At 69.4% G+C, this 24,973-nt stretch carries 21 protein-coding genes; 7 read left to right on the plus strand and 14 right to left on the minus strand.

From position 1 onward, the window contains the following. The 4 genes from ACX938_RS15270 to rpsL all read right to left on the minus strand — a co-directional run. Positions 1-141 (minus strand): GTP-binding protein (locus ACX938_RS15270; protein WP_459431743.1); only part of this gene is annotated, 141 nt, incomplete at its 3' end. Between the two features lie 81 nt (positions 142-222). Then, positions 223-2,364, minus strand: coding sequence for an elongation factor G (fusA, locus tag ACX938_RS15275; protein ID WP_459431697.1), 2,142 nt, complete (start codon positions 2,362-2,364; stop codon positions 223-225). 27 nt (positions 2,365-2,391) lie between these two features. Beyond that, positions 2,392-2,862: a 30S ribosomal protein S7 gene (gene rpsG / locus ACX938_RS15280; RefSeq protein WP_459431698.1), complete on the minus strand. Its 471-nt coding sequence runs from the start codon at positions 2,860-2,862 to the stop codon at positions 2,392-2,394. Between the two features lie 93 nt (positions 2,863-2,955). Next, on the minus strand, positions 2,956-3,327 hold the full coding sequence (gene rpsL / locus ACX938_RS15285; RefSeq protein WP_085855220.1) for a 30S ribosomal protein S12: 372 nt from the start codon (positions 3,325-3,327) through the stop codon (positions 2,956-2,958). 838 nt (positions 3,328-4,165) lie between these two features. Between rpsL and ACX938_RS15290 the strand changes: the two genes are divergently transcribed. Next, positions 4,166-4,972, plus strand: coding sequence for a glycosyltransferase (locus tag ACX938_RS15290; RefSeq protein ID WP_459431699.1), 807 nt, complete (start codon positions 4,166-4,168; stop codon positions 4,970-4,972). Positions 4,973-5,781: 809 nt separating this feature from the next. On the opposite strand, the gene ACX938_RS15295 is transcribed toward ACX938_RS15290, so the two are convergent. Beyond that, complete coding sequence (locus tag ACX938_RS15295; RefSeq protein ID WP_459431700.1) at positions 5,782-6,681, minus strand: DMT family transporter; 900 nt, start codon at positions 6,679-6,681, stop codon at positions 5,782-5,784. Positions 6,682-6,798: 117 nt separating this feature from the next. Between ACX938_RS15295 and parE the strand changes: the two genes are divergently transcribed. Both parE and ACX938_RS15305 read left to right on the plus strand, forming a co-directional pair. Further along, positions 6,799-8,757, plus strand: coding sequence for a DNA topoisomerase IV subunit B (gene parE, locus ACX938_RS15300; protein ID WP_232753556.1), 1,959 nt, complete (start codon positions 6,799-6,801; stop codon positions 8,755-8,757). A 736-nt stretch (positions 8,758-9,493) separates the two neighbouring features. Next, a complete protein-coding gene (locus ACX938_RS15305; RefSeq protein WP_459431701.1) occupies positions 9,494-10,177 on the plus strand; it encodes a hypothetical protein in 684 nt (227 codons plus the stop codon). A 97-nt stretch (positions 10,178-10,274) separates the two neighbouring features. Here ACX938_RS15305 and ACX938_RS15310 read toward each other — a convergent pair whose 3' ends face one another. From ACX938_RS15310 to ACX938_RS15325, 4 genes are read right to left on the minus strand one after another with little or no spacing between them, the layout of a single operon-like run. Then, positions 10,275-10,754 (minus strand): DUF6505 family protein, encoded by a 480-nt coding sequence (locus ACX938_RS15310; RefSeq protein ID WP_232753554.1) that lies wholly within the window; start codon positions 10,752-10,754, stop codon positions 10,275-10,277. Further along, the gene (locus tag ACX938_RS15315; RefSeq protein ID WP_459431702.1) at positions 10,751-11,458 is read right to left on the minus strand and encodes a biotin/lipoate--protein ligase family protein; all 708 of its coding nucleotides are present in this window, start codon (positions 11,456-11,458) and stop codon (positions 10,751-10,753) included. Before ACX938_RS15315 ends, ACX938_RS15310 begins: the two co-directional genes overlap by 4 nt. Then, positions 11,455-12,519 (minus strand): Mrp/NBP35 family ATP-binding protein, encoded by a 1,065-nt coding sequence (locus tag ACX938_RS15320; RefSeq protein WP_232753552.1) that lies wholly within the window; start codon positions 12,517-12,519, stop codon positions 11,455-11,457. The genes ACX938_RS15315 and ACX938_RS15320 overlap by 4 nt, the downstream gene beginning before the upstream one ends. 8 nt (positions 12,520-12,527) lie before the next feature. Continuing rightward, the gene (locus ACX938_RS15325) at positions 12,528-12,716 is read right to left on the minus strand and encodes a DUF6494 family protein (RefSeq protein WP_232753551.1); all 189 of its coding nucleotides are present in this window, start codon (positions 12,714-12,716) and stop codon (positions 12,528-12,530) included. A gap of 88 nt (positions 12,717-12,804) precedes the next feature. Between ACX938_RS15325 and ACX938_RS15330 the strand changes: the two genes are divergently transcribed. Then, complete coding sequence (locus ACX938_RS15330) at positions 12,805-13,596, plus strand: hypothetical protein (protein WP_459431703.1); 792 nt, start codon at positions 12,805-12,807, stop codon at positions 13,594-13,596. Positions 13,597-13,973: 377 nt separating this feature from the next. On the opposite strand, the gene ACX938_RS15335 is transcribed toward ACX938_RS15330, so the two are convergent. Further along, positions 13,974-14,795, minus strand: coding sequence for a TIGR00282 family metallophosphoesterase (locus tag ACX938_RS15335; RefSeq protein ID WP_459431704.1), 822 nt, complete (start codon positions 14,793-14,795; stop codon positions 13,974-13,976). A 151-nt stretch (positions 14,796-14,946) separates the two neighbouring features. Between ACX938_RS15335 and cobT the strand changes: the two genes are divergently transcribed. The 3 genes from cobT to ACX938_RS15350 all read left to right on the plus strand — a co-directional run bounded on the left by cobT (position 14,947) and on the right by ACX938_RS15350 (position 19,130). Further along, positions 14,947-16,824, plus strand: coding sequence for a cobaltochelatase subunit CobT (gene cobT / locus ACX938_RS15340; protein WP_232753548.1), 1,878 nt, complete (start codon positions 14,947-14,949; stop codon positions 16,822-16,824). Positions 16,825-16,912: 88 nt separating this feature from the next. Further along, entirely contained in the window at positions 16,913-18,703 is a 1,791-nt protein-coding gene (locus ACX938_RS15345; protein WP_459431705.1) for an aminopeptidase P family protein, read from the plus strand. Positions 18,704-18,785: 82 nt separating this feature from the next. Next, positions 18,786-19,130 (plus strand): DUF427 domain-containing protein, encoded by a 345-nt coding sequence (locus tag ACX938_RS15350; protein ID WP_232753546.1) that lies wholly within the window; start codon positions 18,786-18,788, stop codon positions 19,128-19,130. A gap of 234 nt (positions 19,131-19,364) precedes the next feature. On the opposite strand, the gene ACX938_RS15355 is transcribed toward ACX938_RS15350, so the two are convergent. The 4 genes from ACX938_RS15355 to lpxC form a co-directional block, all read right to left on the minus strand. Further along, complete coding sequence (locus ACX938_RS15355; RefSeq protein WP_370634917.1) at positions 19,365-21,047, minus strand: chloride channel protein; 1,683 nt, start codon at positions 21,045-21,047, stop codon at positions 19,365-19,367. A 122-nt stretch (positions 21,048-21,169) separates the two neighbouring features. Beyond that, complete coding sequence (gene recN, locus ACX938_RS15360) at positions 21,170-22,816, minus strand: DNA repair protein RecN (protein WP_459431706.1); 1,647 nt, start codon at positions 22,814-22,816, stop codon at positions 21,170-21,172. A 30-nt stretch (positions 22,817-22,846) separates the two neighbouring features. After that, positions 22,847-23,725: an outer membrane protein assembly factor BamD gene (locus tag ACX938_RS15365; protein ID WP_370634916.1), complete on the minus strand. Its 879-nt coding sequence runs from the start codon at positions 23,723-23,725 to the stop codon at positions 22,847-22,849. Between the two features lie 122 nt (positions 23,726-23,847). Next, positions 23,848-24,768, minus strand: coding sequence for a UDP-3-O-acyl-N-acetylglucosamine deacetylase (lpxC, locus tag ACX938_RS15370; RefSeq protein WP_459431707.1), 921 nt, complete (start codon positions 24,766-24,768; stop codon positions 23,848-23,850). Positions 24,769-24,973 lie beyond the last annotated feature (205 nt).

The following is a 24,973-nucleotide window of genomic DNA, read 5'->3' on the forward strand; positions in this document are numbered from 1 at the left end:
GCCGTCGATCTGGTCATAGGCGCGGAAGTCGCCGAAATACTTGGTGATCGCCGCGGTCAGCGTGGTCTTGCCGTGGTCAACGTGACCAATCGTGCCGATGTTGCAGTGCGGCTTCGAGCGGTCGAACTTTTCCTTTGCCATGATGGCCTCCTTGTCTCTGGCGGTGCGCGCGGGCGCGCGCCCTACGGGGGGTAGGGTGCGTGGTCTCCCACGCACCGCTGCTTATGCGTATTTCGACTGGATCTCTTCCGAGATGTTCTGCGGAACCGGATCGTAATGATCGAACTGCATCGTGAACTGCGCGCGGCCCGAGGACATCGAGCGCAGGTTGTTGATGTAGCCGAACATGTTGGCCAGCGGCACCTGGGCGTGGATCGCCACGGCGTTGCCGCGCGGCTCCTGGCCGGTCACCTGCCCCCGACGGGAGGTCAGGTCACCGATGATCGACCCGGTGTATTCCTCGGGACCAACCACCTCGACCTTCATCATCGGCTCGAGCAGCTGCGCGCCGGCCTTGCGGAGACCTTCACGCATGCACATCCGGCTGGCGATCTCGAAGGCGAGAACGCTGGAGTCCACGTCGTGGTACTTGCCGTCGACCAGCGCGACCTTGAAGTCGATCACCGGGAAGCCCGCGAGCGGACCGGAGTCCATCACCGACTTGATGCCCTTCTCGACGCCGGGGATGAATTCCTTCGGCACCGAGCCGCCGACGATGCGGGACTCGAAGGAGTAGCCTTCGCCCGGCTCGGTCGGGGTGATCTCGAGCTGCACCTCGCCGAACTGGCCGGAGCCGCCCGACTGCTTCTTGTGCGTGTAGGTATGGGTGATCTGCTGCGAGATGGTCTCGCGGTAGGCCACCTGAGGCGCACCGATGTTGGCCTCGACCTTGAACTCGCGCTTCAGCCGGTCGACCAGGATGTCGAGGTGGAGTTCCCCCATGCCCTTCATGATGGTCTGGCCGCTCTCGATGTCGGTCTCGACCTTGAAGGAGGGGTCCTCCGCCGCCAGGCGCTGCAGGCCCGCCGACATCTTTTCCTGGTCCGCCTTGGTCTTCGGCTCGACCGCGATCTCGATCACCGGGTCGGGGAAGGTCATGGTTTCCAGGACGACCTGCTTCTGCGCGTCGCAGAGCGTGTCACCGGTGGTGGTGTCCTTCAGACCCGCCAGCGCGATGATGTCGCCGGAACCGGCCCAATCGATCTCCTCGCGGGAGTTCGAGTGCATCATCATCATCCGGCCGATGCGCTCTTTCTTGCCCTTCGTGGAGTTCATCACGGTGCCGCCCTTTTCCAGGAGGCCCGAGTAGATCCGGGTGAAGGTCAGCGAGCCGACGAAGGGGTCGTTCATGATCTTGAACGCCAGGCCCGAGAACGGCTGGTCGTCACCGGGCTTGCGCTCGATGTTGCGGGTCTCGGTCTCGTCGTCCGGCGAGAAGCCCATGTAGGGCGGCACGTCGAGCGGACCGGGCAGGTAGTCGATGACCGCGTTCAGGAGCGGCTGCACACCCTTGTTCTTGAAGGCGGAGCCCGCGAGGACCGGCACGAAGGAGAGCGACAGCGTGCCCTTGCGGATCAGCGACCGCAGGGTCGGCAGATCGGGCTCTTCGCCTTCCAGGTACTTCTCCATCGCGTCGTCGTCCATCTCGACGGCGTTCTCGATGAGCTCGGCGCGCATTTCCTCGGCCTTGGAGCGCAGGTCGTCGCGGATGTCCTGGATCACCCAGCTCGCGCCGAGGTCCTCACCCTTCCAGACCCATTCCTTCATGGTCACGAGGTCGACGATGCCCTCGAGCTTGTCTTCCGCCCCGATCGGCATCTGGATCGGCACCGGGTTCGCACCGGTCCGGTCCTTGATCATCTTGACGCAGTTCCAGAAGTCCGCGCCGAGCTTGTCCATCTTGTTGACGAAGACGATGCGGGGAACGTGGTAGCGGTCGGCCTGGCGCCAGACGGTCTCGGTCTGGGGCTCGACGCCGGCGTTGGCGTCCAGCACGCAGATCGCGCCGTCGAGGACGGCGAGCGAGCGCTCGACCTCGATGGTGAAGTCGACGTGGCCGGGGGTGTCGATGATGTTGAAGCGGAACTTGGCTTCCTGCGGGGTGTCACCGTAGATGCCGGTCGGGTTCTCGCCATCTTCGGTGCGGAACCAGAAGGTGGTGGTCGCCGCCGAGGTGATGGTGATCCCGCGTTCCTGCTCCTGCTCCATCCAGTCCATGGTGGCGGCGCCGTCGTGGACTTCGCCGATCTTGTGGGACTTGCCGGTGTAGAACAGGACGCGCTCGGTGCAGGTGGTCTTGCCTGCATCGATATGCGCCATGATCCCGAAGTTCCGGTAGCGGTCGAGGGAGTATTCGCGTGCCATGAAGCGTGTCCTCAGGCTAAAGAGTAATTACCAGCGGTAATGGCTGAACGCCTTGTTGGCGTCGGCCATCTTGTGGGTGTCTTCGCGCTTCTTCACCGCGGCACCGCGCGACTGCACGGCATCCAGAAGCTCGCCGGCGAGGCGCTCTTCCATGGTGTTCTCGTTGCGCGAGCGCGAGGCGGTGATCAGCCAGCGGATCGCCAGGGCTTCACGGCGCTCGGGGCGCACCTCGACGGGCACCTGGTAGGTCGCGCCGCCAACCCGGCGGGAGCGGACCTCGACGGAGGGCTTGATGTTGTCCAGCGCCTCGTGGAAGACCTCGACGGGCGCCCGCTTGATCTTCGTCTCGACGCGGTCGAGCGCGTTGTAGACGATGCCCTCGGCGACGGACTTCTTGCCGTCGACCATCAGGTTGTTCATGAACTTGGTCAGCACCCGGTCGCCATACTTGGCGTCGGGCAGGATCTCGCGCTTCTCTGCAGAGTGACGACGGGACATGTTCTTCTCTTTCCTATTGTCATCCTCGGGCCGGACCCGAGGATCTCAATCCAGTGAGATCCCCGATATTCTCGGGGATGACGCCCGAGGGCGTTACTTCGGACGCTTGGCGCCGTACTTGGAGCGGCGCTGCTTGCGGTCCTTGACGCCCTGGGTGTCGAGCACGCCGCGCAGGATGTGGTAGCGGACACCGGGAAGGTCCTTCACACGGCCGCCACGGATCAGCACCACCGAGTGCTCCTGGAGGTTGTGGCTCTCGCCCGGAATGTAGCTGATCACCTCGTAGCCGTTGGTCAGGCGCACCTTGGCCACCTTCCGCATGGCCGAGTTCGGCTTCTTCGGCGTGGTGGTGTAGACGCGCGTGCACACGCCCCGCTTCTGCGGGCATTGCTCGAGATGCAGCGACTTCGAGCGCTTGACTTTGGGCTGCCGCGGCTTGCGGATCAGCTGCTGGATCGTTGGCATTCCGGTTTCCCCGTATAGCTCACATCATCTGCGACGGGCCGCGGCCCAACGCATCGGTTCCTAAGTCTGTTGGCGCCTCGCGCGTCCGCGAGATCACCGGTGTCTTCTCCGCTTGCGCCCCGCAGCGCCCCGGGTCGGGGCACCGCCATCTCCGGCCTTCTTTGCGCCCGGCCACGCCGACGCAAAAAGCCGCATCCGTTCCCCGTTCCGGGAACGACGCGGGAGACACCAGAGGATCGGGGCGCGTGGCCCGGATCATGACCGCTTCGGTTCTGTATGTCGGACCGGCCAGCAAGCTGGGTCCGGTCAGGATGGGCGGCGTATATGGGGAGTCGCCCGGCTTGTCAACAGCCTGCCCCGGGCGGCTTTGCGGCGGTTGCGGTCTGGCGCCGGGGGCCGGTTCGGGGCCTTTTCGCGCAGGGCTCTGCGGCGGGTCGGGTGTATCCGGTTCGGGGGCCGGGCCCAAGGGGGGAGTTGGCGGGGCGGTGCGCTCTGGAGCATGTCCCCTGTCGATGCCCGGTTGCGCACCGACTCAGCCCTCTGTGCGAGCGGCTCGGCTCTTTGACCTGAACGCTGCGGACTAGCCTCCCGGCTTGCACTCCTGGCTGGCGTTCCCAGCCATGTTCTCCGCAAGCTGTCACGCCCTTCTTTCTATGCTCACCCTCTCACGCGCCCCTCTTCTCTCTATGCACACCCATGCTACTGACCCGTGCCAACCAGCCACGCTTCTGCCTGCGCCCGCCGTGCGCCTCTTGTCCGCCCCACGCCCCGCTGGCACCGTCCGGCCTGCGGGCCCGCGTGACCCGCGCCAGGCGCGGCAAGGGAGCCCCGGGTGCCAATGCAAGTGATCGGCTTCTGCCGCTTCTCCTACCCCGCCGAGGGCGGCTTCCAGGTCGAGCACCAGAGCCTCGCCGAGCGCCGCGCCTATCTCTACGCGCCCGAGCGGCTCGAGGAACGGCTGCGGCTCTTCGAGGCCCTCTGCCTGCCCGGCCTCAAGGCCCAGAGCGATCCCGAGTTCACCTTCCTCATCCTGATCGGCGACAGCCTGCCCGATGCCGCCCGCGCCCGGCTCGAGGCGATGATCGCCGACATGCCCCAGGCGCGCATCGTCGCCCGGCCGCCCGGCCCGCATCGCCAGGTCTGCCAGGAGGTGATCAACGCCGAGCGCCGCCCCGGCGAAGCCTGCCTGCAGTTCCGCCATGACGACGACGACGCGGTCGCGGTGGATTTCGTCGCCCGCCTGCGCCGCGCCGCCGAGGATTGCGCGCCGCTTCTGGTCGCGCATCGGCTGGTGGGCTTCGACTGGAACCGCGGCTGGCTGGTGCGCGCCGATGGTGAGGGCCTCCGGGCCGAGCGCGTACAGCAGCCCTACTGGGGCGTCGCCCAGGCGGTCGCCGCCCAGCCCGGCGTGCGCCAGACGGTGATGAACTTCGGGCACCAGAGGCTGAACCTCTTCATGCCGACGCTGACCTTCTCCGAGCCCGCGATGTATCTGCGCGGGCATAACGGGTTCAACGACAGCCGCCAGAAGCGGCACGTGAAGCCGCACCCCCTGCCCCCGCTCGACGCCGAGGCTGCCGCGGAGCTGCGCTCGCGCTTCGCGGTGGACGAGCGCGCGGTGCGGGCGGTGTTTGGCGGGGGGTGAGGGGGCGGTCGGCGGGTGAGAGGGCGGTCGGCGAGTGGCTGGCCGGAGCGCCCGCCCATCGCCCCAACAGAGACACTGCGCCACTACCCTCCCTCACAACACATCCCAACACAGGGCGCGCGCCGGACCGGGGGCCGGCGCTGCCGCCCTTTGAGCGACGCGCTTAATCCCAACAAGGTCAGGGCTAGAGGTGAGCTATGCGCTTCGCCCACAAGAGCGCCGGCCCAAGGGGCCGGTCCGGCGCGCGCCCGGCATCTTCGATGCTGTTCGGGCGCAAGGGGGCGCAACGCTCTGCAAGGTCGGGGAAAAGACCACGCCCGGGTTGCACTTCACCTGGAAGATAAGGGCGAGCAGCTAGAAGCGGGCGGAACACCTGCACAGACACCCAGCCTCTCAAAGCAGACCATGCCCGCTCATAGCCCGCGCAACTGAGGGCGCGCGCCGGGCCGGGGGCCGGCGCTGCTGACCTCTGAGCGGGACGCTTTATCCCAACAAGGTCAGGACTAGAGGCGAGCTATGCGCTTCGCCCATAGGAGCGCCGGCCCATCGGGCCGGTCCGGCGCGCGCCCGGCACCTTCGGTGCTATTCGGTCGCAAAGGGGTGCGGCGGGACGGCTGGTGTGGGGCAAGGTGGTTTGGGTTGGAGAGGCGAGAGTGGTCACGGTTGGGCTCTCGGAGGTCTGCCGTGCCCGGCTCTGCCGTGTCTGGCGCCTGCCTCAAAGCGAGCCACCAACCCCAAGCAAAACGCCACCCTTAGGAAAAGCCACCTCTGCCCAGGAAAAGCCCCCTCTCCCCTCAGGAATAGCCCACCTACACCCGCCCCTTCACCTTCCGCTCGCGGCGCAGGGTGAAGACGCCGGCGCCGACGACCAGCGCGGCCCCGACGAGCGTCAGCGGCTCCGGCCAATCGCCGAAGACCAGGAAACCCAGTGCCAGCGCCCAGAGCAGCCCGGTGAAGCGGAAGGGCGCCACGGCGCTCACGTCGCCCACCCGCATCACCATGACCGACAGGAGATACCCCGCGCTCACGAAACCCGCCGAGCCGAGGATCATCCCCGCCGAGGCGGGCGTCAGCGGCGCCCAGCCCTGCACCAGGCTCAGCCCCGCGGCAAAGAGCGTCACCGCCCCCGCCGCCGCCAGCGTCACCAGGAGCGAGGGCACCTCCCGGCTCATGCGCCGGGTCACCAGGTCGCGCAGGGTCACGCAGGCCACGGCCACCAGCACGTAGACCGAGGCGGCGGTGAAATCCGCCGTGCCCGGCCGCACGATCAGGAGCATACCGAGAAAGCCCACGCCGATCGCCGCCCAGCGACGCCAGCCGACCTCCTCGCCGAGAAACAGCGCCGCGCCCAGGGTCACCGTCAGCGGCAGGGTCTGCAGGATCGCGGTCACATTGGCGAGCGGCAGCGCCAGAAGCGCGGTCAGGAAGAAGAAGGCCGCGCCGATCTCGGCGAGCGACCGCAGCGCCATCAGCCCCGCGTCGCGCGCCGGGATCCGCCGGAGCGCCTTGAACCGCCGCGCCAGCAGGTAGACCGCCACCAGCACCAGCAGCCCGCGCAGCATCAGGATTTGGCCCAGGGGCAGCGATGCCCCGGCGGCCTTCACGAAGGTGTCGTTGATGGTGAAAGCCGCCATGGAGGCCACCATCAAGCCCGCGCCGCGCGCGTTCTCCGCCGCATCCGTCCCGGGCCTGTCCGCTGCATTTGCCATGGCCAAGCGCTAGCACCGCCCGGGGCAAAGCGCCAGATATGGCGATGCTTGCCCTGCCCGGCCCCAGATGGTCTAATCCGAGGCCAACCCAACCCAGAGAATCCGGGACCGAGCAGAATGGCCGAAGACCTCCTCGACGGGCATGAGCCCTCCGATTACGACGCCGCTTCCATCGAGGTGCTCGAGGGCCTCGAGCCCGTGCGCAAGCGGCCGGGCATGTATATCGGCGGCACCGACGAGCGGGCGCTGCACCACATGGTCGCCGAGGTGCTCGACAACTCCATGGACGAGGCCGTCGCGGGCCACGCCAACCGCATCGAGGTCGAGCTTCTCGAGGACGGCGGCTGCCGGATCCGCGACAACGGCCGCGGCATCCCGATCGACCCGCACCCGAAGTTCCCCGGCAAATCCGCGCTCGAGGTGATCCTCTGCACGCTGCACGCCGGCGGCAAGTTCTCGGGCAAGGCCTATGAGACCTCGGGCGGGTTGCACGGCGTCGGCGCCTCGGTGGTCAACGCGCTCTCGGACAGCATGGTCGTCGAGGTCGCCCGCAACCGCGAGCTCTACGTCCAGCGCTTCTCGCGCGGCAAGCCGCTCGGCCCGGTCGAGAAGGCCGGCCAGGCGCCGAACCGCCGCGGCACCACGGTGACCTTCCACGCCGATGCCGAGATCTTCGGCCACCACCAGCTGAAGCCCGCGCGGCTCTTCAAGATGGTGCGCTCCAAGGCCTATCTCTTCTCGGGCGTCGAGATCCGCTGGAAAAGCGCCGTGGACGACGGCGAGACCCCGACCGAGGCCAGCTTCCACTTCCCCGGCGGCCTCTCGGACTACCTGATCGAGACCCTGGGCGGCGCCTCGACCTATGCCGCGCAGCCCTTCTCGGGCACGGTGGACTTCCGCGAGCGTTTCGACCGGCCCGGCAAGGTGGAATGGGCAATCAACTGGACGCCCTCGCGCGACGGCTTCCTGCAGAGCTACTGCAACACCGTGCCGACCCCCGAGGGCGGCACCCACGAGGCCGGCTTCTGGGCGGCGATCCTCAAGGGCATCCGCGCCTACGGCGATCTGGCGGGCAACAAGAAGGCCCAGCAGATCACCCGCGAGGACCTGACCACCGGCGGCTGCGCGCTGGTCTCCTGCTTCATCCGCGAGCCCGAGTTCGTCGGCCAGACCAAGGACCGGCTGGCCACCACCGAGGCCGCCAAGTTGGTCGAGGGCGCGGTGCGCGACCGTTTCGACAACTGGCTGGCCTCGGACACCAAGTCCGCCGGCGCGATCCTCGATTTCCTGGTGCTGCGCGCCGAAGAGCGGATGCGCCGCAAGAAGGAAAAGGAGACCCAGCGCAAGTCGGCCACCAAGAAGCTGCGCCTGCCGGGCAAGCTGACCGACTGCACCTCGAAGAACCGCGAGGGCACCGAGCTCTTCATCGTCGAGGGCGACTCGGCCGGCGGCTCGGCCAAGGGCGCGCGCTTCCGCGAGACCCAGGCGCTCCTGCCGCTCAAGGGCAAGATCCTGAACGTCCTGGGCGCGGCCTCGTCGAAGCTCGGCTCCAACGCCGAGATCAACGACCTCTGCGAGGCCCTGGGCGTCGGGCTCGGATCGAAGTTCCGGATCGACGATCTGCGCTACGACCGGATCATCATCATGACCGACGCCGATGTCGACGGGGCGCATATCGCCTCGCTCCTGATGACCTTCTTCTTCAGCCAGATGCGGCCGCTGATCGACCAGGGGCATCTCTACCTCGCCTGCCCGCCGCTCTACCGGCTGACCCAGGGGCCGAAGCGGCTTTACGTGGCCGATGACGCCGAGAAGGACCACTGGATGGAGAAGGGCCTCGGCGGCAAGGGCAAGATCGACGTGCAGCGCTTCAAGGGTCTGGGCGAGATGGACGCCAAGGACCTCAAGGAGACCACCATGGACCCCGCGACGCGCAAGCTGATCCGGGTGACCATCGACGAGGACGAACCCGGCGAGACCGGCGACCTGGTGGAGCGGCTGATGGGCAAGAAGCCCGAGCTGCGGTTCCAGTATATCCAGGAGAACGCGCGCTTCGTGGAAGAGCTGGACGTGTAAGGAAGAGGGGGCGGCTGCTTTGGTGGCTGCCTGTTCTCCAGCGCGGAGATGATGCGGGCCACCGGCGATGCGCGCGAGTGCAGGTCGCTTCCGCGCTCAACGCCTGTCCCGTTTCGGGTCGGGCTTCCCCTTCCGAGAGCCCGCACTCAGCTAACCACCCAGAGCCCGGGGCTGCACGCATAGCCTCGGCCCTCGCGCCCAATACCCCCCCCTCATTCTCCGAGGGCCAGCGCAGGACCGGCGGGCTGGCGCGGCCACGGACGGATGGCGCGCTTTATTCCGCAACCTCATCGCTCGGCCCGTGCCGCGCGTGGCAGAGCAAAGCGCCAGACCGATCGGGCCGGTCCGGCGCTGGCCCGGCACCTTCGGTGCTGTTCGGGCCCAGGGGCAGCCCGATGGTTTCTCCGCTCCAAGCGCGGTGCGTGGGGCACCCGGCCTCCAGAGGGAGGCGTCGGGATCGCGGATTGCGGCGCGACATTCCGGCGAAAGGCCGCGGGTTGCGCATGTGTCGAACCACGTTCCGAGCGCGGCGCTCCGCGCTCAGTGTTTCGGGCGGACGGCTTCGCACGAGTGCCGCCCAGCATCAGTACAAGGCCCAACCCGCCGAGCGACAGGCACACACCCCGCGCCCAACACACCCGCACCACCCGTCCTCAACCGCCCCCCACCAGCGCCCCCGCGCCACTCCCAGCTTCCCCCTCTTGCGGCGCCGCGCGCTTTGCGCTTCGCTCCTGGCATGCGCATCGTGCTCCTTGCCGCCCTGATCCTCACCGCCGCCTGCGGCCGCCCGCTGACCCCGCGCGAGACGGCGGTCGCCGCGGCGCTCTCGGGGGGCACCATCGACCCCGGCCCGGTGCGCTTCCACGAGGGCCACCCCTTCGCCTCCTACAGCTACACCCGCCCGATCCGGCCGCGGCTGACCTGCCAGGAGCGGCTCTTCCCCCCGTCCCGTGGCGAGACGGTGGAGCTCTCCCCCGGCGCCATCGCGCTGTTCCAGCGGGTGCTCTGGCGCGAGGATCTCTACCGCGAGGATTTCTTCGCCGAGATGCCCGAGGTCATCGACCTCTATTCCGTCATGCTCTTTGCCCATGAGATGACCCATGTCTGGCAATGGCAGCAGCGCAAGGTGACCGGCTACCACCCGTTCCGCGCCGCCGCCGAGCACCAGCGGAGCGAGGACCCCTATCTCTTCGATCCCGACAGCACCGGGGTCTTCGCGGACTACGGCTACGAGCAGCAGGGCTCGCTGGTCGAGGAATACGTCTGCTGCCAGGTGCTCGACCCCGAGGCGCCGCGCACCGCGCGGCTCAAGGCGACGATCGAAGGGGCGATGGATCTCTCGGGGCTCGAGGCGCTGCTGCAGGCGCGCAACGTCCGCATCCCCTGGTCGGGGGCGGAGGTGGAGAACATTTGCCGCTAAAGAGGGGCTGGGTCAGAGCAGGCCCGGAATAGACCGCGGCGGGCTTAACCAAGCCAAGCCGCTCCAGCCAGCCCGAAGGCTCAGCATCCCGGGAAACTCAGTCGTCCAGACTGCCGTGCACCGCGAAGGCCTCGAGCTCGGCCTCGGGCGCCTCGATCACCCGGTAGGCCTCGCGCACGCCCGCGTCCGAGAGCTCCCGCGCCACGGTCAGGATGGTGTTCGGCGCGAAGTCGTCGCACATTGACATCATCTCGGCGATCTCGCCCTCGGCGACCTCGCGCGCGGCGGCCTCGGAGGGGGCGCCGTAGATCTGCATGAAATGCCCCGCCAGCGCCTCGACCAGCCGGGCGCGTTCCTCGGGCTCGATCCGGGTCACGGCGACGAAGGTCACCCGCCCGAAGGTCTCGAGCCCGAGCCAGCCGTTGGCGAAAGCCTGCCGGGCCTTGCCCTCGAGGTCGGCCTCGCCCCAGTTGGAGAACTCGAAGCCGCCCGAGATGCACCATTCGCCCGTCCGGGCCGGGCTGTGGAAGACCCGTGTGTCGCTCTCGTCGAAATGGATCGCCCGCGCGAGGTTCATTCCCCGTCCTCCAGAAGCATGTGCAGGGCCAGGCCCTCGGTGGTGCCGCCGGTCTTCAGAAGCGCCCCGAGCCCCTCGTCGAGGCCGAGGAAATGCCCCCGCCGGCCGGCCAGTTCGGTCTCTTCACCAAGCTGCCAGACAAGGCCCGCGTAGTCGCGGTGCAGCGCCTTCAGCCCGTCGGTCTCCCAGTCGTGCAGCCAGTGCAGCAGGTGCCGCGTCCAGCTTTCGAGCAGCGGCAGCGGCGTCAGCTCGCCGCAGCCCTCGGCATAAAGCGCGGTCTCGCCGGGGCGGAGCCCGCCGTCATCCTCGGGCGCCTCGAAGCGCAGCTCGAGCCCGATGACCAGCCAGTCCGGCACCGCGTCCTCGGGACCCGGCGCCGCGGCGGCGCGGAGCCGCCCGGCCCGGCCGCCGTTGACCAAGACCGCACCGTCCCAGCCGAGATGCAGCGCCACCTCGGGCGGGGCGACCGAGCCCAGGGCGTTCTGCAGCGCCACGCCGGCCAGCGGCAGCATGACCGCGGCCTCGCGGCGCGGCACCTCGGGGGCGAAGACCAGGGCGGCCTGCAGATCCGCGCCCAGCGGATCATAAAGCACCAGCCCCGGCTCGGCCCCGGCCCGCGCAGCGTCACAGGCTTCCGCGTAGGGCCGCCCGCCGGGCAGCGCCTGCCCGCGCAGAAGCGGCGGGAAGCCCGGCGCGGCGCTCATGCCTGGCCGTCGGCCACGAGCCTCCGCGCCATGTCGCGGAAGGCCCGCGCCTCGGCGCTCTCGGGCTTGGAGACCACGATCGGCGCGCCGCCGTCCGAGGCGGTGCGGATGTCGAGATGCAGCGGGATCTCGCCCAGGAGCGGCGCGCCCAGGGCCTCGGCCTCCTGCACGACGCCGCCATGGCCGAAGATGTGCTCCTCGTGGCCGCAGTTCGAGCAGACATGGGTCGACATGTTCTCGATCATGCCGATCAGCGGCACCTTGAGTTGGCGGAACATGTCGATGCCCTTGCGCGCATCGAGCAGTGCCACGTCCTGCGGGGTCGAGACCACGATGGCCCCATCCACGGCGAACTTCTGCGCCAGGGTCATCTGCACGTCCCCGGTGCCCGGCGGCAGGTCGACGATCAGCACGTCGAGCGCCCCCCATTGCACCTGGTTCATCATCTGCTGCAGCGCGCCCATGAGCATCGGCCCGCGCCAGGCCACAGCCTGGCCCTCGTTGGTCATCAGCCCGATCGACATCATCGTCACGCCGAAGTTGCGCAAGGGCAGGATGGTCTTGCCGTCCGGGCTCGCCGGGCGACCCGAGACCCCCAGCATGCGCGGCTGCGAGGGCCCGTAGACATCGGCGTCCAGCAGCCCGACGCGGCGGCCTTCGGCGGCCAGCGCGCAGGCCAGGTTGGCCGAGACGGTGGATTTGCCGACGCCGCCCTTGCCCGAGGCCACGGCGACGATCCGGTCGATGCCCTCGACCCGCTGCGGCCCCTGCGGCTTGGGCTTGCCGGCGCCCTTGAGATCCGGCGGCGGCTTCGGCGCGCTATGCGCCGTCATCACTACCGAGACCTGTTCGGCCCCCTCGAGCGCCTTCACGGCGCCCTCGGCGGCCTCGCGCACCGGCTTATAGGCTTCGCCCTTGTCCGCCGGCACCTCGAGCACGAAGCGCACGGCTCCGCCCTCGACGTTCAGCGCCTTGATCCGGCCCTGGCCGACCAGGTCACCGCCGGCCGGGTCCTCGACATCTTTCAGTGCGGTCAATACCGCGTCGCGTGTAAGCGCCACTTCTGCGTCTACCCCTTGATGGTTCCGGTCACGACATGTTCGAGGTCAAGTCCCTCGACGGTCAGCACCACCTTCGCCTCGAAGCTCTGGCCCTCGACCCCGCCCTGCGCGGCAACCGCATCCTCGATCGCCTTTTGCGAGGTGACGCCCACCTGCTTGAGGAACTTCCGCATCGACATGTTCAGGTCTTCGTTCATCGGCTCGTCCTCCTCCTCAGGCCGTTGACCTCTGTAGGATAGGCCCACTAGCCTTGCAAGCCAGAGCCCGCGAAGAGGAGCGCGCGCGATGATCAGACCGGCCCTCGCCACGGCCTTCCTGCTGCTCGCGCTCGGCGCCCCGGGCCTCGGGCTCGCGCCCGCCCCGGCCCATGCTGAAGGCGCCGCCCCGGCGCCCGACAAGGCCTTCTCGCTCGCCCTGCCCGCGGAGCTGGCCGAGAGCGGCCTGCCCGACCACCTGTTGCCACGGTTCTCGCTGAAGACCGCGACGCGCATCACCCGCCAGCCCGGCACGGCCGAGGGTGCCGACGCGCGTTTCACCCGCGAGGGGCCCGCGCTTTTCACCGGGCCCGGCGGTCCCTGGGCGCTGGTTCTCGCCGCGCCCGAGGACCCCGACGCCCGGGCCTTCGCGGACTGGCTGGCCTCCGAGGCCGGCCGCGCCACGATCGCGGGTTATGCGCCCGAGGGCGGCGCCCCCTTCACCCCCGGCGCGCCGCAACGCCAGGCCAAGGCCGCGCCCGAGCTTGCGGGCGAGGCCAGGCGCGGCGCCAAGCGGGCGCTGGCGCTCTGCGGGCGCTGCCATGTCGTGGGCGAGGTCAACCGCATGAAGGCCATCGGCTCGACGCCCTCCTTCGCAATGCTGCGCACCCTGCCCGACTGGGCCCGCCGCTTCCGGAGCTTCTTCGCGCTGGCGCCGCATCCCGCCTTCACGCAGGTCGCCGAGGTCACCCCGCCTTTCGACCCCGCGCGCCCCTCGCCGATCGCCCCTCTGGAGATGACGCTCACCGACATCGAGGACATCCTGGCCTTCGTCGCCGCCTTGCCGCCTGCCGATCTCGGCGCCCCCGTGCAGTCGCGCTGAGCGGTCCGCCTGGCCGCGCGCCGCGCGCCGAGAACTCTCGGATCACCCGCACCCCGCGCAGCACATCAAGCCCCGCGCCACGCCGCCGCCTGTGCCAGTGCGGACACCGCCGAGCACGCCCCGCGCTCCCAGCGGCGCGTCCCCCTCAACCGACCTCACACCCCACGCAGATCACCGGGACCGAGGCGCACCCCCCCCAGCACACCTCACATCCCACGCGCAACACCGCCCGCGACGCGCCACCCCCCTTCCGGCCTGACCGGGCTGAAAATACTCCGAGAGCCCGAGAGCAGAGCTCTCGGAGGCGCCGACCGGGCTCGATGCCCGGGAGGCGCCTGCCCCCGGCAAAAAGGGACAGACCAACGAAAAAAAGAAACTCAGCCCGAAGCAGGCCCCGCCGGTGCGAGGCGGCCGCCCTGGCGCACCATCTCGATGCGGGTGGCCTTGCCGCTGCGGTCGTCGGTCTCGACGTAGACCCCCGAAAGCGTCGCCTCCCCGCGCGAGGGCTGGAAGCGGCCCTTGGACATGCCGGTCACGAAGCGGCGGAGCGGCTCGGATTTCTCCATGCCGATCACCGAATCGTAGTCCCCGCACATGCCCGCATCGGTCAGATAGGCGGTGCCGCCGGGCAGGATCTGCGCGTCGCCGGTGGGCACATGGGTGTGGGTGCCGACCACCAGGCTTGCCTTGCCGTCGCAGAAATGGCCCATGGCCATCTTCTCCGAGGTCGCCTCGCAATGCATGTCGACCAGCACCGCCTGGGCCTGGCCGCCCATGGGATGGGTCTTGAGCACCCGCTCCATGTGGCTGAAGGGATCGTCGAAGGGCCGCTTCATGAAGACCTGGCCCAGGACCTGCACCACCAGCACCTTGCGCCCGCGGCGGTCCTCGAAGATGCGGAACCCGCGGCCCGGCGCCGATTTGGCGTAGTTCACCGGCCGGATGATGCGGGTCTCCTCCTCGCAGTACTGCAGCATGTCCTTCTGGTCGAAGGCATGATCGCCCAGCGTCACGCAGTCCGCGCCCGCCTCGAAGAGGAGCTTGGCATGGGCCACGCTGAGGCCCGCCCCGTTGGAGGCGTTCTCGCCGTTGACCACGACGAAATCGAGTTTCCAGTCGGCCCGGAGGCGCGGCAGCTGTTCGGTCACGGCGGCGCGCCCGGCGCGGCCCATGACGTCGCCTAGAAAGAGAAGTCGCATCACCGAAGCACCTATACCCGGAAATCTGGCTTGAATAGGCCAAATGCGCGGAAGAGGCGCGCTTGCGCCGGGCGCGGGGCGGCTTACTTCTATAGAGTGCGGGGCGCGCCCGCGCCCTTGCCTTTCAGCGCCACTGAGAACACAAAGCCCCATGAGCAAGAGTTCCGACAACCCGGCCGATCCCTTCAAGAAGGCGCTTGCCGAAGCGACCAAGGTCATGGCGCATGACGCCGAGCTGCAGGTCAGCTACAGCGTCGATCCTTCGGGCGTCTCGGGCGACCAGATGCGGCTGCCGCAGGTCTCGCGCCGGATGAGCCGGGACGAGGTCATGCTGGCGCGCGGCACCGCCGACGCGCTGGCGCTGCACCGCCGCTACCACGATGCCGGAACCCATGCCCGCTACGCCCCCCAGGGCGACATGGCGCGCGAGATCTACGAGGCGATGGAAACCGCCCGCTGCGAGGCCATGGGCGCCCGCGACATGCCGGGCACCGCGGTCAACATCGACACCAAGATCGGCCATGACGCCGGCCGCAAGGGTTATGCCGAGGTCCGCGAGGCCGCCGATGTGCCCCTGCCCCAGGCGCTGAACTATCTGGTGCGGCACCTGGCCACCGGCCGCGACCTGCCGCCGGCGGCGCAGAACGTCATGGAGCTCTGGCGCGGCCATATCGAGGACAAGGCCGGCGACACCCTTGAGAACCTCGGCGAGAAGCTCGCCGACCAGTCCGAGTTCTCGCGTTTCACCCGGCGGATGATCACCGACCTGGGCTATGGCGACCAGCTCGGCGACGACCCCGACGATCAGGACGAGGACTCCGAGGACCAGGCCGAGGACAGCTCGGATGACAGCGAGGAAGAGCAGCAGGACGGCGACCAGGACGACGGCGAAGAGGACGACGAGGCCGCCCCCGAGCAAAGCCAGGAGCAGACCCAGGACGCCAGCCAGGCGCAGGTCTCGATGGACGACCAGGCCGACCAGGACCAGGCCGAAGAGATCGAGATGCCCGAGGGCGAGGCCCCGCTCGAGCCCCCGGCGCCGCCGCCGGCCTCCGAGGCCGATCCGCATTACCGCGTCTATTCCTCGACCCACGACGAGGAGATCCGCGCCGAGGAGCTGGCCGAACCGGCCGAGCTCGAGCGTCTGCGCGCCTATCTCGACCAGCAGCTCGACCCGCTCAAGGGCGCGGTCTCGCGGCTGGCCAACAAGCTGCAGCGCCGGCTCCAGGCCAAGCAGAACCGCTCCTGGGAGTTCGACCGCGAGGAAGGCATCCTCGACGCCGGTCGGCTCGCGCGCGTGGTCGCCAACCCGACGACGCCGCTGAGCTTCAAGGTCGAGAAGGACATGGAGTTCCGCGACACCGTGGTGACGCTGCTGCTCGACAACTCGGGCTCGATGCGCGGGCGGCCGATCTCCATCGCGGCGATCTGTGCCGACGTGCTGGCACGCACACTCGAGCGCTGCGACGTCAAGGTCGAGATCCTGGGCTTCACCACCCGCGCCTGGAAGGGCGGCCAGAGCCGCGAGGACTGGCTGAACTCGGGCCGCGAACAGCAGCCCGGACGCCTCAACGACCTGCGCCACATCATCTACAAGGGCGCCGATGCGCCTTGGCGGCGGGCGCGGGCGAACCTCGGGCTGATGATGAAAGAGGGCCTCCTGAAGGAGAACATCGACGGCGAGGCGCTGGAATGGTCGCACCGCCGGCTGGCCGGGCGGCCCGAGCAGCGCAAGATCCTCATGGTGATCTCCGACGGCGCGCCGGTGGACGATTCGACGCTTTCGGTGAACCCGGCGAACTACCTCGAGAAGCACCTGCGCGACGTCATCGCCATGGTCGAGCGCAAGCGCCAGGTGGAGCTTCTGGCGATCGGCATCGGCCATGACGTGACCCGCTACTACGACCGCGCGGTAACGATCACCGATGTCGAACAGCTCGCCGGCGCGATGACCGAGCAGCTCGCCTCGCTCTTCGACAGCGATCCGCGCGCGCGGGCCCGGGTGATGGGCATCCGCCGCGCCTCCTGATCCATTCCCATCCTGCGGGCGGTCCGGGCTCCGGGCCGCCCGCAGGCGTTCCAACCTCTCCCCGCAGACCGACGTTCCCCGAGGTTTCATGCCCGACACCAAGTTCCAGAGCTTTGCCGACAGCACCCGCCCCGACCAGGGGCCGCCGCGCCTCAAGGCCCTGCGCGCCGCCATGGGTGAGGCCGGGCTCGACGCCTTCCACGTCCCCCGCGCCGATGCCTACCAGGGCGAATACGTCGCCCCGCGCGACGACCGGCTGGCCTGGCTGACGGGCTTCACCGGCTCGGCGGGGCACTGCGTGGTGCTGGCCGAGAAGGCCGGGGTCTTCGTCGACGGGCGCTACCGGGTGCAGGTCCGCGACCAGGTCGCCGAGGTCTTCACCCCGGTCGACTGGCCCGAGACCACGCTCGCGGCCTGGATCGCCGCCGAGGCGCCCAAGGGCGCGCGGATCGGCATCGACCCCTGGCTTCTGACGCTCGACCAGGCGCGCGACCTCGAGGAGAAGCTGCCCGAGGCGGAGCTGGTGCGCAGCGCCAACCTGGTCGATGCGATCTGGGAGGATCAGCCCGCCCCGCCGCTTGGCCGGGTGACCCGGCAGCCCGAAGAGCTGGCCGGCGAGGCCGCCGCCGCCAAGATCGCGCGGCTGGCCAAGGGGCTCGCCCCCGCCGCCCATGCGGTGCTGACCCAGCCCGACAGCATCGCCTGGCTCCTGAACATCCGCGGCAGCGACATTCCCCGGAACCCGATCCCGCATGCCACGGCGATCCTCGAGGCCTCGGGGCGGCTGCGCCTCTTCATCGCGCCCGAGAAGCTCGAGGGGCTCGAGACCCCGCTCGAGGCCGATCTGGCCCGGCCCGAGGACTTCCTGCCCGCGCTCGCCGAACTGGCGGGCCCGGTGCTGATCGACCCGGCAAGCTGCCCGCTGGCGGTGGCCGATGCGCTTTCCGAGGCCGGGATCGAGATCACCGAAGGCAAGGACCCCTGCCTCCTGCCCAAGGCGCTGAAGAACGAGACCGAGATCGCCGGGGCCCGCGCCGCGCATCAGCGCGACGGGGTGGCCATGTGCCGCTTCCTCGCCTGGCTCGACGCCCAGGCGCCGGGCAGCCTGACCGAGATCGCCGCCGCGCAGAAGCTCGAGGGCTTCCGCCGCGAGACCGGCGCGCTTCGCGACATCTCCTTCGAGACCATCTCGGGCGCCGGCGCCCATGGCGCGGTGGTGCATTATCGGGTGACCGAAAGCACCGATGCGGCCCTGAACGAGGGCGAGCTTTACCTGGTCGACTCGGGCGGACAATACGCCGACGGCACCACCGACATCACCCGCACGCTTGCCATCGGCACGCCCGGCGAGGAGGAGCGACAGAACTTCACCCGCGTCCTCAAGGGGCTGATCGCGGTCTCGCGGCTGCGCTGGCCCAAGGGCATGGCCGGGCGCGACCTCGACCCCTTCGCGCGGCATGCGCTCTGGCAGGCGGGGCTCGACTTCGGCCATGGCACGGGCCACGGCGTCGGCTCTTATCTCTGCGTTCACGAGGGCCCGCAGCGGCTGTCGAAGACCGGCAATGTGCCGCTTGAGCCGGGCATGATTCTCTCCAACGAACCGGGCTTCTATCGTGAAGGGGCCTATGGTATCCGTCTGGAAAACCTCGTCGTGGTGCACAAGGCCGAGGCGCTGCCCGGCCAGACGGTCGAGACGATGCTCTCCTTCGAGACGCTGACCTATGTCCCGATCGACCGACGGCTTATCGTGGCCGAGATGCTGACCGCAGAAGAGCGCGACTGGCTGGATGCCTATCACGCCACCTGCCGCGCGCGCCTCGCGCCCGAGCTCGAGGGTGCGGCGGCGGACTGGCTGGAGGCGGCGACCGCGCCGCTCTGAGGCGGGGCCCGCGCGCGACGGCGGGGCTGTTACATCGCTGTTGTCCTGGTCTGTCAGGACAGGGCGCCAAAGGGAGATTGGCATGAGCAAGGATATCGCGATCCGCCCCGCCGAGGGCACCTGGGTTGTGCGCGCCGGCGGCGCGGTCTTGGGGGAAAGCGCCAATGCGCTGGAGCTGAGCGAAGAGGGCCATCCCTTCGTCATCTATTTCCCCCGCAAGGACATCGGCATGGCCTTCCTGGACCGCACCGATACCACGACGACCTGCCCCAAGAAGGGCACGGCGAACTACTATTCGATCATGTCGAAGTCGAAGACCTACGAAGACGCGGTCTGGACCTACGAGGACCCCAAGGAGGGCGTGGCCGAGATCAAGGACCACCTCGCCTTCCACGTCCAGGACGGGGTGACGGTCGAGCAGCTCTGAACGGGCTGGGCCGGACGGCCTTATGGAATTGAGAGAACCGCCGCGGGGGCCTCGCGGCGGTTTTTCTTTGGGGGGGTGCCGAGGGAGGCGCGGCAAAGGCTCTGGCACCGGGGCGGAGTTGGGCGCGCGGTTGTGGCGGGTCGCTGGGCCGGTTTCAGACCTGCGGTTGCGGCCGGGCCACGGGAACCCTGTCCACGCCCCCAACCGATCCAACCCGGCGGCCCCCCTGCCCCTCTAGCTGTGCTCCTCCGCCGCCGTCGCGGCCAGCGCCTTGTTGTAGGCCTTCAGCGCGTCGACGTGGAACAGCGCGCCCTGCAGGATCGGCGCGTCGCTCTCGGGGTCGCGGCGGATCACCGGCAGGAAGGCGACGCCGGACTTCTCGAAGAGCGGCATGGCCGTCTCCAGCGTCGAGCTGGCGTTCACGAAGAGCTCCTGCTCGATCATCGCGTGGCAGCTCTCCTCGTCGGCGGCGCTGAGGTCGGTGGGTTTGCGCATCACCCCCGAGACCCCGAACATCGCCAGCAAATAGGCCTGCGGCCCGGCGGCCAGGTGCACGTTGCGCCGCTCGAGCTGGCTGAGGAAGAAGGACCGGTCGACCAGCCGCGCCGCCACCGCCGTGGACATCGAGACCGAGACCATCACCGCCAGCCCGGTCTGCCAGTCACCCGTCAGCTCGAAGACGATCAGCGTGGTCGAGATCGGCGCGCCCAGCACCGCCGCGGCGACCGCCCCCATGCCCGCCAGCGCATACAGCGTCGAGGAGCCCGACTGGTTCGGGAACATCCCCGTGGCAATCAGCCCGAAGGCCAGCCCGGTCAGCGCCCCGATCATCAGCGAGGGCGAGAAGACCCCGCCGCCCATGCGCCCGGCCATGGTGATCGCCAGCGCCGCCACCTTGAGGACGGCGAAGACGATGGCCTCATGGGTCAGAAGGTTGCCGGTCAGCGCCAGCGAGGTCGTCTCGTAGCCGACCCCGATGATATGCGGATAGAAGATCGCGAGCCCGCCCAGAAGCACCCCCGCCACCGCGGGGCGCAGGAAATGCGGCAGCCCGAGCCGCCGCTGCAGCCCGGTGCCCAGGTCGTCGGCGGCGAAGATCGCCTTCATGGTGACCACCGCGATCAGCCCGCAGAGAAGCCCCAGGATCAGGAAGGCAGGCAGTTCGAGGTAGAACTCCACCGTGGTGGTGCCCGGCAGGCGGAACTCGGTCACATCGCCGAAGGCCAGCCGATTGATCACCGTGCCCGCGGCGCTCGCCACCACGATCGGCGCGAAGGCATGCAGCGCGAAGTGGCGCAGCACCACCTCCAGCGCGAAAAGCGCCCCGGCGATGGGCGCGTTGAAGCTGGCCGAGACGGCGGCGGCCACGGCGCAGCCCAAAAGGTCGCGCCCGGTGATCCCGTCGACCCGCAGCAGGTTCGAGACCCAGCTGGCGATCATCGCGGCGATATGCACCACCGGCCCCTCGCGGCCCGAGGAGCCGCCCGAGGAGAGCGTGATCCAGGAGCACAGCGCCGAGGCGATGCCGGCCTTCTTCTCGACCCGTCCGTCGTTCAGCGCGGCGCCCTCGATCACGTCGGCGACGCTGCGCACGCGCCCGTCGGGAGTGAAGAAATGCACGATCAGCCCGACGGTGACCCCGCCCAGGACCGGGATCGCCAGCACCCAGTACCAGGGCAGCGTCTCGGCGAAACTGGCCAGAAGGTTGGGGTCCTCGGTGCCGTAGAGCCGGGTCTGCAGCCATTCGATGCCGATGCGGAAGATCAGCGCCGCGAAGCCCGAGGCGATGCCGATGGCCAGCGCGATGAACCAGAACTGCACCTGGCCGGGGCCGCGATGCCGCAAGAGGTCCCAGCCCTCTCCGCACTTGGCGGTGAAAGCCTGGACGTTCATGCGCATGAGGCTGTTCTCGGCCATCTCCCTCCCCGAACTCGCCCGAGTTCTTAAGGAGTTACGCCCCGAGGGTAAAGTGCCGGCCCGGCCCCGGGCAAGAGTGGCCCCGCGGCTTGGTGGGCGGCTGTCACCGAAGCGCCGCGCCCCTAGCCCTGCAGAAGCGCCCGGGCCGCCGCGCGGGCCTCTTGCGTGACCGTGTCGCCGGCGAGCATCCGGGCGATCTCGTCCTCGCGGTCCTCGGCCCCGAGCGGCGCCACGGTCGAGGTGGTGACCTCGCCGTCGACCCGCTTGGCGACCTGCCAGTGATGCGCGCCAAGCGCCGCGACCTGCGGGCTGTGGGTCACGACCAGCACCTGCCCGCCCTCGGCCAGCGCCTTGAGGCGGCGGCCGACCGCATCGGCGGTGGCCCCGCCGACGCCGCGGTCGATCTCGTCGAAGATCATCGTTCGGGCGGCCTCGCCCTCGGCCAGGCAGACCTTCAGCGCCAGGAGGAAGCGCGACAGCTCGCCCCCCGAGGCGATCTTGTTCAGGGGGCCTGCCGGGGCGCCGGGGTTGGTCGCCACGGTGAAGGCCACGGCGTCGATGCCCTCGGGGCCGGGTTCGGCCTCGGTGATCTGGGTCTCGAAGACCGCGCGCTCCATTTTCAGGGGCGCGAGCTCGGCGCTGACCGCGGCGTCGAGCGCCTTGGCGCCCGTGCGGCGGATCTCCGAGAGGTCCTCGGCGGCGCGGGCATACTCCTTGAGCGCATCCTTCTGCGCGGCGCGCAGGCTCTCGACGTCCTCGGCGCCCCGGTCGAGCCGCGCCAGGCGGCTCCGCAGGTCCTCTCCGAGGTCGGGCAGCACGTCGGGGGCGACCTGGTGCTTGCGCGCCAGGGCCCGGATCGCGAAGAGCCGCTCCTCGGTGGCCTCCAACTCGTGGGGATCGAAGCTCAGCCCCTCAAGGCAGCTTTCCACGCCCGAAACCGCCTCGCCCAGCTCCACCATGGCGCGTTCCAGCGCGGCGACCGGGGCCTCGACCGCGCCTTCGGCCTTGTCGGCGGCGCCTTCGAGCCAGCGCAGCGCGTCGCTCATCGAGCCCTCGGCGCCCTCGGAGAGCACCTGGTAGGCGCGGGCGATGTCCTCGCGAATCTTCTCAGCGGCCTGCATGCGCCGCCGCTCGGTGTCGAGCCGGTCCTCTTCGCCCGGCTCGGGCGAGAGCCCGTCGATCTCCTCGACGGCGTGGCGCAGGAAGTCCTCCTCGGCGCGGACCTCGGCCAGTTCCGCCTCGGCGCGGGTCAGCGCCTTCTCGGCGGCGGCCTTGGCGCGCCAGGCGGCGCGGGTCGCGGCAAGCGCCGCCTCGGTGTCGGCATAGGCGTCGAGAAGCTGGCGGTGCCCGCGCGGGTTCAGAAGCCCGCGGTCGTCGTGCTGGCCGTGCAGTTCCACCAGCGTGTCCGAGAGCCGGCGCAGCACCTCGCCCGAGGCACGGCGGTCGTTGACCCAGGCGGTCTTGCGGCCGTCGCGGGTGTTCACCCGGCGCAGGATCAGCGCATCCTCGATCGGCAGGCCGGCCTCCTCCAGGATCTCGCGGGCGGCATGGCCCGGCGGCAGCGCGAACTCGGCCACCACCTCGCCCTGGTCGGCGCCCGAGCGCACCAGCTCGGCCCGGCCCCGCCAGCCCAGCACGAAGCCAAGCGCGTCGAGCAGGATCGACTTGCCCGCCCCGGTCTCGCCGGTCAGCACGTTCAGACCCGGCTGGAAGGCAAGATCCAGCCGGTCGATGATCAACATGTCCCTGATTTCAAGCGCGCGCAGCATGGGAACGCTTATCGGTCAGCCCCGCGTGTGTTACAACCACTCGCCCTTGACCGTCTGGCGATAGATGCGCGCAAGCCAGCTGTCGCCGCGGGGGCGCAGTTCGAGCCCCTGCCCGGTCAGCAGCGCGAAGCTGTCCTCATACCATTCGGTCGAGCGGTAGTTGTGCCCCAGGATCGCGCCGGCGGTCTGCGCCTCGTCGGTCAGACCGAGCGAGAGATAGGCCTCGACCAGGCGGTGCAGTGCCTCGGGCGTATGGGTGGTGGTCTGGAAATCCTCGACCACGACGCGGAAGCGGTTCACCGCGGCGGCGTAGTGCTGGCGCTTGAGGTAGTAGCGCCCGATCTCCATCTCCTTGGCCGCCAGGTGGTCGAAGGCCAGGTCGAACTTCAGGATCGAAGAGCGCGCGTATTCGCTCTCGGGGTAGCGCTCGATCACCGTGCGCAGGCTTTGCAGCGCCTGGAAGGTCAGCCCCTGGTCGCGGCCCACGTCCTCGATCTGGTCGTAATAGCTGAGCGCCAGGAGATACTGCGCGTAGGCCGCGTCGTCATCGAGCGGGTAGAAGTCGATGTAGCGCTGCGCGGCGGAGCGCGAGTTCTCGTAATCGCGGTCCTGGTGGAAGGCGAAGGCCTGCATGATCAGCGCCCGCTTGGCGAGATCGGAATAGGGGTAGAGCCGCTCGACCTCGGCAAAATAGGTCGCCGCGTCGTCGGGGCGGTTGCGGTCGAGCTCGAACTCGCCGCGCTCGAAGATCTGATCGGCCGAGAAGTTCTCGAGCGGCTGGCCGCCGGGGCCGAGCCCCGCTTCCGCGCCGCCGCCGCCGGTCAGGTTTCCAAGCGCGCCGCAGCCCGACAGCGCCAGCGCCAGACAACCTGCAGCGAATGCCGATTTCATGGATGCGCCCCTTGCCATGCCCGATGTCCCTCGCCGGTCCGACCGGGCAATCCGGCCCGGTTCACACCGGGTCGTAGCACAGAAAATTCCGGTGCAAAACGCCTTAGCGCGATTTCGCGGAGGGCCGTCGTCACGCCGGTTCACGCGACCGCGGGAACCTCGTCGAGGACCACGCCCGCGCCCGGCAGAGCCGCCCGGCGGCTGCTGTCGCAGGTGATCATGCGGAAGGCGCCATCGGTGGTGAAGAGCGCCTCGAGCAGCATGTTGGTCATCGAGTGACCGGCGCGCATGCCGGTGTAATGCCCCAGCACCGGGGCGCCCGCGAGCGCGAGGTCGCCGAGCGCGTCGAGCATCTTGTGGCGCACCGCCTCGTCGGCATGGCGCAGCCCGCCCGGCGACAGTACGCGGTCGCCCTCGACGACCACGGCGTTCTCGTAGGTGCCGCCAAGGGCGAGGCCCTGGGCCTGCATGGCCTCCACGTCGCGCTGGCGGCAGAAGGTGCGGCTGTCGCAAAGCTCGCGCACGAAGGCGCCGTTGGCCAGCGTCATGCGCTTGGACTGCACGCCGATCGCCGCATCGTCGAAGTCAATCGAGAAGGACATCGAGGGCAGCCGCGCGGGCTCGAGCCGGGCCCAGCCGGTGCCGGTGTCGACGCTGACGGGCTTCAGCACCTCGATGGCGCGGACCGGGGCGTTAAGCATCCGCAGGCCACGCTCGAGGATGCCCTTCACGAAGGGCGCGGCGCTGCCGTCGAGGATCGGCACTTCGGGGCCGTCGATCTCGATCAGGGCGTTGTGCACGCCGGTGCCGGCCAGCGCCGCCATGACATGCTCGATGGTCGAGACCGAGACGCCGGCGGCGTTCACGATCCGGGTGCAGAGCGGCGTCCGCTCGGCGGCGTTCCAGAGGGCCGGGATCAGGTTGTCGCCGATGGCGATGTCGACGCGCTTGAACCAGATGCCATGCTCGGCCACCGCGGGGCGCACGGTCATGCGGGCGGGCCGGCCGGAATGCAGGCCGTGACCTTCGAATGTGACCGGTGCCTTGAGCGTCGTCTGCACGGTGTGACCCCTTTCGTCGCGCCTCGACGGGCGCACTTCTTGCGTTGCCCCGGAGGTAAAGACCCGCGCCGGATGGCTCAAATCAAGTATTACGACCGAATGAAACATGACCCGTAACATTGCGGCGGCACCCCGCCCATCGGGGATAAATACCTGAAATACAAACAAAAACGCCCCCGGAAATCCGGGGGCGCCTGGGTCATTC

This window comes from Roseivivax sp., from assembly GCF_054552075.1.